Source organism: Coleofasciculus sp. B1-GNL1-01, assembly GCF_040220235.1.
Classification (GTDB): Bacteria; Cyanobacteriota; Cyanobacteriia; order Cyanobacteriales; family Coleofasciculaceae; genus Coleofasciculus.
Genome location: NZ_JAVJTO010000100.1, coordinates 23,003 through 33,893 on the forward strand (window position 1 = coordinate 23,003; position 10,891 = coordinate 33,893).

8 protein-coding genes and 1 pseudogene are annotated in these 10,891 nt (G+C 44.0%); 6 read left to right on the forward strand and 3 right to left on the reverse strand.

The features are described from left to right. Positions 1–4: 4 nt before the first annotated feature. The 3 genes from RID53_RS24605 to RID53_RS24615 all read right to left on the reverse strand — a co-directional run bounded on the left by RID53_RS24605 (position 5) and on the right by RID53_RS24615 (position 4,465). Complete coding sequence (locus RID53_RS24605) at positions 5–1,876, reverse strand: protein kinase domain-containing protein (protein ID WP_446390592.1); 1,872 nt, start codon at positions 1,874–1,876, stop codon at positions 5–7. A gap of 141 nt (positions 1,877–2,017) precedes the next feature. After that, positions 2,018–2,959: an Rpn family recombination-promoting nuclease/putative transposase gene (locus RID53_RS24610; RefSeq protein ID WP_446390593.1), complete on the reverse strand. Its 942-nt coding sequence runs from the start codon at positions 2,957–2,959 to the stop codon at positions 2,018–2,020. A gap of 177 nt (positions 2,960–3,136) precedes the next feature. Further along, positions 3,137–4,465, reverse strand: coding sequence for a WD40 repeat domain-containing protein (locus RID53_RS24615; RefSeq protein WP_446390594.1), 1,329 nt, complete (start codon positions 4,463–4,465; stop codon positions 3,137–3,139). A gap of 155 nt (positions 4,466–4,620) precedes the next feature. Here RID53_RS24615 and RID53_RS24620 point away from each other — a divergent pair, with 155 nt between their 5' ends. From RID53_RS24620 to RID53_RS24645, 6 genes and pseudogenes are all read left to right on the forward strand, one after another. After that, positions 4,621–5,493 (forward strand): S-methyl-5'-thioadenosine phosphorylase, encoded by an 873-nt coding sequence (locus RID53_RS24620; RefSeq protein ID WP_446390595.1) that lies wholly within the window; start codon positions 4,621–4,623, stop codon positions 5,491–5,493. A 759-nt stretch (positions 5,494–6,252) separates the two neighbouring features. Continuing rightward, on the forward strand, positions 6,253–8,988 hold the full coding sequence (locus RID53_RS24625; protein WP_446390596.1) for a GAF domain-containing protein: 2,736 nt from the start codon (positions 6,253–6,255) through the stop codon (positions 8,986–8,988). A 5-nt stretch (positions 8,989–8,993) separates the two neighbouring features. Beyond that, positions 8,994–9,242 (forward strand): DUF6932 family protein, encoded by a 249-nt coding sequence (locus RID53_RS24630; RefSeq protein ID WP_446390597.1) that lies wholly within the window; start codon positions 8,994–8,996, stop codon positions 9,240–9,242. Next, complete coding sequence (locus RID53_RS24635; protein ID WP_006106203.1) at positions 9,242–9,757, forward strand: helix-turn-helix transcriptional regulator; 516 nt, start codon at positions 9,242–9,244, stop codon at positions 9,755–9,757. The genes RID53_RS24630 and RID53_RS24635 overlap by 1 nt, the downstream gene beginning before the upstream one ends. 59 nt (positions 9,758–9,816) lie before the next feature. Further along, a pseudogene (locus RID53_RS24640) lies at positions 9,817–10,263 on the forward strand (DUF6932 family protein). After that, entirely contained in the window at positions 10,260–10,766 is a 507-nt protein-coding gene (locus RID53_RS24645; protein WP_446390598.1) for a helix-turn-helix transcriptional regulator, read from the forward strand. The pseudogene RID53_RS24640 and the gene RID53_RS24645 overlap by 4 nt, the downstream one beginning before the upstream one ends. Positions 10,767–10,891 lie beyond the last annotated feature (125 nt).

A 10,891-nucleotide genomic window follows, 5' to 3' on the forward strand; every position in this document is an offset into this window, starting at 1 on the left:
TTCCCTATTGCCCATATCGCCAAATCTTAATTGTGCCATCGCCACTTCCACTGATAATCATTTGTCCATCTTGACTCAATGCAATCGAATTCACATCCCTGGTATGTCCCGCTAACGTCGCCGCCACCTTACCACCATGCAAATCCCACACCTTAATTGTGGCATCAGCACTACCACTAACCAGCATTCGTCCATTATGACTGAATCTTACCGTTCGCACCCAATCCCCATGTCCTCTGAGAGTAGCCAAGAGTTTACCGTTCCCTAAATGCCATAATTTAATCGTCGTATCGCTGCTACCACTGGCGAGTATTTTTCCCTGGGGGTTAATCGCCACAGAATTGACATCCCGTTCATGACCTGTAAAAGTATTGACTAATTCACCATTATCCAGACACCATAACTGCACCGTGTTATCACTACTCCCACTCACCAAAAATTGCCCATCGGGGCTAAAAGTAACTGAATTAATCCCGCGTGAATAGTGGAAGGTGTGGAGTAAATTTCCCGTATCAATTTGCCAGACTTTAATGATTTGGCGATCGCTACCACTTGCCAGGAATTGCCCATCAGGACTAATTGCCAAACATATCGACACTCTCGCATCGAAATAATCCGTGATCGTACAGCTTACAAAACCGGATTGCCACTGCCATAATTCGAGCGTGTCATCCACACTACCACTCGCCAAAATTTGACCGTCAGGACTAAACGCCACCGACAACACAGGTTTTATATGTTTGATCAGCGTATGCAACAATTCCCCTGTCTGAATATTCCACAATTTAACCGTTTTATCAAAACTTCCACTCGCCATACATTGTTCATCGGGACTAATTGCCACTGAACAAACCGAACTTGAATGACCGATGAGCGTATGAATGCATTTCCACGTTTTTTTCTGAGTAATAAGTTGATTAATTTTCGGTATAGTTAGCCTTTGAACTTGAGCAAAATAGCGGTGACGTGTCGTCAGTGAATCAGGATTCAAGTCCTGTAAAACATCTCGCGCTTTTTGATAGCGCCGCCGGACGGGACGTTGCAACAATTTATCGAGAATTTGCTCTAATTCCGGACTCAGGGATGTAGTTAAATAATCTCGCCACACCCAATCCCCCTCATTCACACAATAAAGTTCTAGGGGATGGCGTCGAGTCAACAGATGAATACAAGTGACACCCAGACTATACAAATCACTCGCAAAAAACGCTTGTCCTAACGCCTGTTCTGGTGCCGCATAGCCAGCCGAACCAATAATCGTTCCTTTGCGAGTGAGAGCGGTAATCGTAGCAAATTTAGCCGCACCAAAATCCACAAGTACCAGTTGTCCTTTTCTGGCTCCCCGGAAATTTGAGCAAGAACGACAAATCACATTGGCTGGCTTAATATCCCGATGAATAACATTATGACTATGAATAAAATCTAGCAATAGCAACAAACTATTGAGTAAGTCTCGAATTTGCTGTTCAGTGAAAGCACCTTGATCGATTAACATTTGAGCTAAATCGTACCCCGGAATATATTCTTGTACCAAATACTGGCGATTATCCCGATTAAAATGGGCAAACAGTTCTGGAATTTGGGGATGGTAGCCTAAATCATCAAGACGCACCGCTTCTTGCTCAAACAGTTCCGCCGCTTTCTGGACAGTATCGGTTCCTTGAGCTTGAGGATAAAATTGTTTGATGACACAATGCGGCTTAGACGGTTTATCCTCATCCACAGCTAAAAACGTTCTGCCAAATCCCCCCTGTCCAATCAATCGAAGCCCCCGATAACGCTCTCTCAATAGCAAATTTGACCCACAACTTTGGCAAAATCGATTACCATCGGGGTTCTCAGGCTGTAGGCATTTAGGGTTGAGACAGTAGCTCATAATTTGTTTATGTCATTTGTTTATGTCATGTGTCATTTGAATCCAAGCCGTAGGAATGCACGAGTGTACTGTATGTATCTATAGTAAACCTTCGACGCACTGGCGACAGAGACAGCGATCGCGTCCCTTATTCTTCTCAGTTTAACTCTGGGTATTATCTTGTAACCAAGCGGTTAAATCGCTAACATCAGTGAAGGTTAGGACAGCATCGGCTAAGGCTTCTAGTTGCCCAGAGGATAATTGACGGAGGCGGGTTTGCAGTTCCGGCGCGATCGCTCCGATACGACGTTCTAATAAACGTAAGATTATTCCAATTTCTCCTTCTTGTTTACCTTGCTCTAAACCTTGTTCTAAACCTTGCTCTAAACCTTGTTCAATGCCTTTCAAAATAGCGCCACGTTGGTCTTCTAGAAACATCTGCTGCTTTTCTAGCGTTTCCAACTCTTCCAGACTTAAGTTCGCTTGATTAGCAATTCTAAACGCTTTCTGAATAGCAGCAACTTCATCCATTGTTTCCGGTACACTATCTAAGTTGCTCGTTTGTTTCATGAAATAAATCCATTTATCGGTTAATGTTTCCAATTCATTTAAATCTTTCTGAAAATTCGGCAACTCTACAAAAATCAATTCTAAAGGATGTTCCGGATATATGAATAAATCCTCCATATCGGCAAAAGTAAATCGAGAAATAACTTTATTTCGCTGGGGAAACATCTGAAAATCTGTAATCGTTAAAGCAATGACAGAATTCAGTCTTGAGTATCCTTCTCCCGATTTAAGTTGAGTCGCAAAGGTTTTAGCCGCATTGAAGACAACTCGTTTATCAAAAGCAACGACATTTAATACTTGCATTTCAATGATAACGATTTTGTTTCCGGTGATTTTCGCCTTAACGTCCAAAAATGTGTCTTTTAGACCAGGAATACTCGGCGGCAAATACGGATCGATAATCTCTAAGTCTTCGATGGTTGGATTACCTTCGTATAGAAGCGCATTTAAAAAGCTAATCAGGATGTCTTTACTATCGGTAGAGCCGAATATTTTTTTGAAAGCAAAGTCTGTTTTGGGGTTGATAAAAGTCATATATAGCACCTACTTTATTTATGGAATTACCGAGTAATAGGGGTAACATCAAAGAAAATAGTTTACAATTCTTGAGGTTAGCTATAGAGAAGAGGGGACTATAAAACATTGTATTATGTTATCAAGTTATTGACAGATAGAATCTTGATCGCGGCGCAAGGTTGACTGGACTGGAGTTTAGGCGCGATCGCACTCTTCAAGCCTACGCCAGATCTTAATGGTCTTGTCGCTACTCCCACTAATCAATCGCTGTCCATCGGGACTGAAAACCACGGATGTTACTGCACCCGCATGGTCAGATAAAGTGTCAATTAACTCCCCATCCTCCAGATTCCAGAGTTTCAGGGTTTGGTCACAACTTCCACTGACTAAGGTTTTCCCATCCCGACTAAAGGCAAGACAGCGCACCTCATCAGTATGTCCCTTTAATGTATATCTTTCCTGTCCAGTTCTCATGTCCCATAATTTAATCGTCCAGTCTGCACTTCCACTCGCCAGCCATTGTCCATCGGGGCTAAATATGACCGCATAAATTCCCCTTTGATGTCCGTTGAGTGTGATCGTATCGTTGCGAACAGAGGAACGCACATCCCAGAGTTTAATCATGCCATCCCGACTCCCACTCGCTAGGATTTGTCCATCGGGACTAAAGGCTACTGTATGAACTTTGTCCCCATGTCCTTTAAAAATGCGTTTTTGGGCTAACGTATTAGCATCCCAAAGTTTAACAGTACAGTCAGCACTCCCACTTGCCAAGGTTAAACCATCGGGACTAAAGGCGACGGCGAGAAAATAGTAAAAATAGCCCTTTAGACTGCGTTTTTGCTGTCCAGTACGAGTATCCCACAGCTTAATCGTATGATCCGCACTACCACTGGCTAAGGTTTGTGCGTGAGGATTAAAGGCGATGGATAAAACTGGCTGGGAATGTCCTTTAAGGATGAGGTGTTTTTGTTCAGTTTGAATATCCCACAATTGGATTGTATTGTTAATCGTGTTAGTGGCGATAATCTGCCCGTCTGGATGAAGTGTAAGCGTGGTAATTGGCGCTAAATTTCCGGTTAGGGTGTTGACACATTGCCATCGGGGAATGGTGTCTGGTAAAAGCGGTTGAATTTCTACAGCAGGCTCAATCGTGGGAGAATTGGGTTCTAGGGTTGGGAATTGTGCGATCGCACTCTGTAATTCCGTAATCTGGGATGGGAGAGAGTCTAAGTTAGTAACTTGTTGTTGGAGTTGTGCGATCACACTCTGTAATTCTGCAATCTGGGATGGGAGAGATTCTAAGTTAGTAACTCGTTGCTGGAGGAGTGCGATCGCTGTTTCTGTCTGTTGATGAGTCTTCTGATCAAATCGCCCTCGATTAGCTAGATTCAATCCCAGAGTAATCGTAATCGGTGCGGCGGCGTAAACCGCCTGCTGAGTAGCGGCGGCGATAACCGTTCCCAATCCTGAACCAGCGAGGAAAAGGTATTCGGTAATCTTTAGCCAGTGGCGGTTACTCATAGCGGGTGCAACGGGAAATGGGCGGCGGGATTAGGTAAAAGGGTAGCCTAATTTTCACCGCATCTGGCAAAATCAGGGAATAACTCAAATTAGAGCGATCGCGACCCATTTCCCGATACAATATCTGGGCATTGTCGCAGCAAAAGGTAGGCAGAATGGTACAGGCAACGATTGGTATTATTGGCGGTAGCGGACTTTACCAAATGGATGCCCTCAAAGATGTGCAAGAGGTGCAAGTGGATACCCCCTTTGGCAAGCCGTCTGATGATTTAATTGTGGGTACTCTAGAAGGAACGACCGTTGCCTTTCTTGCCCGTCATGGTCGTAACCATCATCTCATGCCCACTGAATTACCCTTCCGCGCCAATATCCACGCGATGAAACAGTTGGGTGTTAAGTATCTGATTTCCGCCTCAGCCGTGGGCTCCCTCCAGGAAGAAGCCAAACCTTTAGATATGGTCATACCCAATCAATTTATTGACCGCACCAAAAATCGTGTATCTACCTTTTTCGGTGAGGGGATTGTGGCACATATTGGCTTTGCTGAACCCGTATGTCATCAACTCGCCGGGGTTTTAGCTGATGCGGTGGCTAGCTTACAGTTAACTGATGTCACCCTGCATCGCGGTGGCACATACATCTGTATGGAAGGACCCGCCTTTTCCACTCAAGCTGAATCCCATCTCTACCGGAGTTGGGGTGCAACGGTGGTTGGAATGACGAATTTACCCGAGGCAAAACTAGCGCGAGAAGCCGAAATCGCCTACGCCACCTTAGCCCTAGTCACCGATTATGATTGCTGGCATCCTGATCATGACAGCGTAACCGTAGAAATGGTGATTGGCAATTTACGGCGCAATGCGACGAATGCTCAACAGGTGATTCAAGAAACCGTGCGGCGTCTTGCCCAAAATCCCCCCCCATCCGAGGCACACTCAGCGTTAAAGTACGCGATTTTGACCCCACTCGACAAAGCGCCAGAGGCGACGAAGCAGAAGTTAAGCCTCTTCTTACAGAAATACCTTTGATGTTATTCGTCATACTCGCTTCCCGAAAAGAAGCTGCAATAACTTGTGCCAGACTGAGAAAGTTTGCGTAATACAACGTAATATTAACAAACGTAAACTTATACCCATATTTACGTTTCCAACTGTGTATGATGGTTTGTATGACCCAACTGTATTACAGCGGCATCAAAAGATTTTCTCAAATCGCCGTTGTTACAGAAAGCCTCTGTTAGCTACAGGTTCTGACCCTGGTTGAGAGATGGTTAACAGAGGTTGGGTAAACAGGGTGCATCTACTATTCATACTCAGACGCTTATGTGTCCCTCGACTCTCTCATTCAAATATCTCATACAACACTATTTGTAATACAAAATAAAATCTTCGTAATACGTTGGCTGTAGTGAGAGCAATCTCCCAGAGGAGAGTCTGAGTAAATCACTCACGATCCTGGGAGATTTAATTAATTTATATGACAGGTATAAAAAAGTTACTTACACAAAAGCTGACGTTGCTAGCGTTTTAGGTTAGGGTTATGTATTAAGAGAGTTGTAAATTTCTGTAATCTCGACCGAGTAGTGGGAAGAAATCAAAAACAGGGTTTAGGGAATAGCGGCTGAGTGACTAACGCTCGAAAGTCGCCGCTTCCACCCGGAAGGGGAGAGAGAACATCTATGCGATATGTGGGTAATCTTTTGAGGGAACGTTGCTATCTCACCGAACTCAACTCCCAGATCAACCAAATTATTACTCAGGATGCTGCTGCTAATACAAATAGATTAAGTGATTGCAACTAGAAAGCAGAGTAGGGGTTCAAAGGAATTGGCAAACGATGCTCAAATTAACAACACCAAACGTTGGCAAAACCAAACGATGGTGTTATTCGAGTTGACTCAATCTCAGAGACTCAACGCCGGAGATTTGACCACCGTAATTTGTGACTTGACAAAAGCCGCCGCCGATGCATTAGACGTTGAGCGAGTCAGCGTATGGTTGTACAACGATGCAGCTTCTCAGCTTAATTGTGTGGAACGGTATGAGAATGGTAAACACTATCATGGCTGGGACAAAACCCCAGGACAAAACCAGGGAAAAGATATCAGTCCACCTGTATTACCGAAGACGTGTTGTTGTCTTACCAGTCCCCTATTGCTGGGGCGATTGGATGTACCGATCTGGCAAAATGAAAAAATAATCGGTATTCTCAGCTACGAACAAAGCGTATCCAGTCCGAGGGAGTGGACGCCTCAAGACAAAACCTTTGCCAGCGCGATCGCGAATTTAATTGCCCTGCGACTGGAACAATGGCATCAGCAACAGGCAATGCAGGAGTTGAATCAGGGAGAAAGCCGTTACCGATTACTGGTTGAGAAGTCTCCCGATCTGATTTCTCAACATCGGACAGATGGGGTCTATTTATATGCTTCACCCGCTTGTCGTACCCTCTTAGGATACGAATCTGATCAGTTGGTGGGACATTCCATTGACGAGTTGGTGCATCCTCAAGATGTCACCGCGATTAAACAGATCTACTCCAACCCAACGGATTGCCAACATCAGCAGCCAATTCGCTACCGTATCCGTCATCAAAGCGGCGATTATCGGTGGCTAGAAAGCACGATCAATCCTATATGCCATCCTCAAACCAATCAAGTAACCGAACTTGTCGTTGTCTCGCGGGAGATTAGTCAACCCCAGCCCGCCGCAGAATCACGCCACAAAGCCACACCTCACGCCTTGAAGATGAACCCCTTAGCCGTGGCAAAACAGGCAAACCCATTTAAACCCTTGGGCTTAGGGTCCCGCCTTTCCCGATTAACCCATACCCCGGCGATGCCGACAACCCCCGCTCCACCCAGCCACAGCCGGATTTCTGCACTGGCGGCGGTGGTAGAAGATCGGCTGATGAGTGGCATGATGTTATTGGGGAATCAATCCCTTAACTCAGAATCTCGGCGTACCTTTAGCTGGGTTGCCAATGCCATTGCCGTTGCCATTGACCAATATTGGGCGCGTTCAGAACTACTCAGCCGTCGCGAATCTCTGCTTTTTGGGCTTGCCAATCAAATTCGCAACTCTCTAGAACTTCATACTATCCTGGAAACAGCAGTAGAATCGATTCGCACCCTACTCAAAATCGATCGCTGTCAATTTCTCTGGTATCGACTCAAAACACAACCCCCCCATTGGGATGTCGTCAAAGAAGCCAGAACACCTAATTTATCCAGCTCTATCGGTCAACATTCAACCGAGCAAATTGCCCCCCTTGCCCAGCGGATTCTCCAGCGAGAAATTGTTCAGGTTGATGATGTGGAAACTTGTGATGACCCGATCCTAAAACAGTTTTTAACCCGACAGGGATATACCTCAATCTTGTCCCTACCGATTAAAACCCGGGCGGGAGACATTGGCGCGATTAGTTGTATTCACGGGACAGAACAACGTCCCTGGGATAATAGTGAGGTGGAACTATTGCAAGCGGTTGTCGCTCAACTGACGATCGCACTCGATCAAGCCTCCCTCTACACCCAAGCCCGTGAAAGCGCTGAGATTGCCCAAGCCCAAACCCAAGAACTTGAACAAACCCTAAACCAGCTTCAAGCCACCCAAGCCAAACTGGTGCAGAGTGAAAAAATGTCCAGTTTAGGACAATTAGTGGCAGGTGTGGCACATGAACTGAATAATCCAGTTAATTTTATTCACAATAACTTGACCTACGCCAGTGCCTATTTTTATGACCTCTTAAATCTGGTACGCCTTTATCAAGAGCATTATCCCAATCCGGCGGCGGCTATTGCCGAGCAAGAGGAACTCATTGATGTGGACTTTATCGCTGATGACTTACCCAAACTGCTGCGTTCTATGCAACGGGGAACGGATCGGATTAGTTCTATTGTCCTCAGCTTACGCAACTTCTCCCGCCTGGATGAAGCCGAGATGAAACAGGCTGACTTAAATCAGGGAATTGAGAGTACTTTACTGATGTTACAACATCGCCTCAAACCCAAAGGGAACCAGCCAGAGATTAAAGTGCTGACCGAGTATGGGGATTTGCCCCAGGTAGAATGTTATCCTGGACAGCTAAACCAGGTATTTCTGAATATTCTCAACAACGCGATCGATGTTTTGGAGCAGTCTTTTAAAGATAATCCTGATTATCCTGCACCGATTATTGCTATTCGCACGGAGTTATTAGAAAGCTCTCCAGATTCCTCACACCAGCCCGACTCGCAGCTAGATATTCAGAATGAGGACAAGAAACTATCCGTAATGAATTGTCCCCGAATTGTGATTCAAATTGCTGATAATGGACAGGGAATTACAGATGAGGTAAAAGCACGGCTATTTGATCCGTTCTTTTCCACCAAAGCGGTTGGACAAGGGGTGGGTTTAGGATTAACGATTTGTTATCAAATTGTCGTCGAACATCATCATGGTGTTCTCAACTGTACCTCTACACCGGGCAAAGGGACTGAATTTTGGATCGAGATTCCAATTCAACAAGTTATAACCTCATAGGATTAATGTTCCAGACTGCCTGTTGGGAGGATGATGGGGTTGATATAGATTACCTGAAATTCATTGCGCCTACTTTATATAATTTTGCCTTGCGACGTGCTGAACAAAAAAGTAAGTATAAAGGTGAAATATTTCCCGCTAATTACCCAGCTAATGATGCTGGAACAGTCTATTTAGATTTTTTTCAATTTGACACCAGAACGAATACGCGCAAAGGAATTCTGTCTATAGAGTTACAGAGGTGGACACCCTAATGATAAAAAATGATCAACAATATCAGCAATCCTTAGATTGGTTGCGGCGCTTTGAACAGTCTGTCGCCGAATTGGATAGTAATGATAACTTGAAAGCTGAACCAGTACGCTGGCAGCTTCATAGAGACTCCTATCAAAGTCAAGTTAACGAGTTAAAAGAAGAAATTGCTGAATATGAAAGACTGATTAATTGTGACAATAGCCAGCCGATTCAAATAAAAGTTGAGAGTTTGAATAAGCTGCCCGATGCTTTAATCAAAGCCAGAATAGCTGCCAAAATGAGCCAAGAAGAACTGGCTGATTTGCTGGGAATTGAGCAGCAACGAGTTAAGCAATATGAGGACACCGATTATCAATGTGCCAGTTTTGTAGAAATCCTGGAAGTTAGCACCGCGTTGGGTGTGGAATTTGAGACGGCTGTGATGCAGGTAGATTTTGCGGAAATAGAAGCGGTTAAACAAAGTGTAGAAAAATGGCGAAATAAAAATATGAATATGGTAACTAAAACGTCATAAAGAATAATTGTGATACACTTAATAGCCAGACAATCGATTGGTGACACAGGTGTGAGGAAGTGATTCCAGAATTCGATAAAAACGGCAATCTACCACCAGGAGTTCATTTTTGCGAGTGAGAAGAGTTTCAGCAGAGATTTAGTACAACCTTGAAGAGACAGAACATGATAGATGGTTTGGAACTGGCAATGACCCAATTAAAAGCCGCAGGTTGTCGAACTATTTATATTGATGGTAGTTTTGTCACCAGTAAACCAAACCCGGGTGATTTTGATGCCTGTTGGGAGCCGGAAGATATGGATTACGATTATCTCCGCAAAAATGCCCCTAGATTACTAAATCATTTAGATCGTAGCGCCCAGAAATTAACGTATAAAGGTGAACTTTTTCGTTCCGATCAATCTGTAGGAGATTACGGGTTAGTTTCTATAGAATTTTTTCAGCGAGATAGACAGTTCAATCCAAAAGGAATTATTGCCATAGATTTATTGAGGTGGGAACCATGATTAAAAATGAAAAGCAGTATGAATACAGCCAAGAATGTGCTAGAAAATTTGAATATTCCATCAAGACGTTAGATCAAGATGAAGCACTCAAGAAGAAAGATCCTGATGGTTGGCAGCTTTCTCGTGATGTAAAACAATCTCATCTCATGGCTTTACAAGCCGAAATTACTGAATATGAAAGGCTAATTAATTGCGACAAGAGCCAGCCGATTCAAATAAAAGTTGAGAGTTTAAACAAGCTGCCTGATGCTTTGATTCAAGCTAGGATAGCAGCAAAAATGAGCCAAGGCGAACTAGCTGATTTGTTAGGAATTGAGCAGCAACGAGTTCAGCAGTATGAAGATACCGATTATCAATGTGCCAGTTTTGTAGAAATCCTGGAAGTTAGCACCGCGTTGGGTGTGGAATTTGAGACGGCTGTGATGCAGGTGGATTTTGAGGAAATAGAAGCGGTTAAACAAACTGTGGCAAAATGGCGAAAGAAAAAGGCTCTTTCAGACTAGCTATGATAAATTACTAAAAAATAATCTCCATAATCCTTGCTACGCAAGAATCATGGAGATTAAAAAAAGCAATTCTAATAAAACAAGCTTTTGATTCTGTTGGAGCCTTTGCTACTTAAGAGTTT

Coding starts and splice junctions, on each gene's coding strand:
- RID53_RS24620 (WP_446390595.1), top strand. CDS start 4,621: ATGGTACAGGCAACGATTGGTATTATTGGCGGTAGCGGACTTTACCAA.
- RID53_RS24635 (WP_006106203.1), top strand. CDS start 9,242: ATGATAAAAAATGATCAACAATATCAGCAATCCTTAGATTGGTTGCGG.
- RID53_RS24630 (WP_446390597.1), top strand. CDS start 8,994: ATGTTCCAGACTGCCTGTTGGGAGGATGATGGGGTTGATATAGATTAC.
- RID53_RS24645 (WP_446390598.1), top strand. CDS start 10,260: ATGATTAAAAATGAAAAGCAGTATGAATACAGCCAAGAATGTGCTAGA.
- RID53_RS24610 (WP_446390593.1), bottom strand. CDS start 2,959: ATGACTTTTATCAACCCCAAAACAGACTTTGCTTTCAAAAAAATATTC.
- RID53_RS24605 (WP_446390592.1), bottom strand. CDS start 1,876: ATGAGCTACTGTCTCAACCCTAAATGCCTACAGCCTGAGAACCCCGAT.
- RID53_RS24615 (WP_446390594.1), bottom strand. CDS start 4,465: ATGAGTAACCGCCACTGGCTAAAGATTACCGAATACCTTTTCCTCGCT.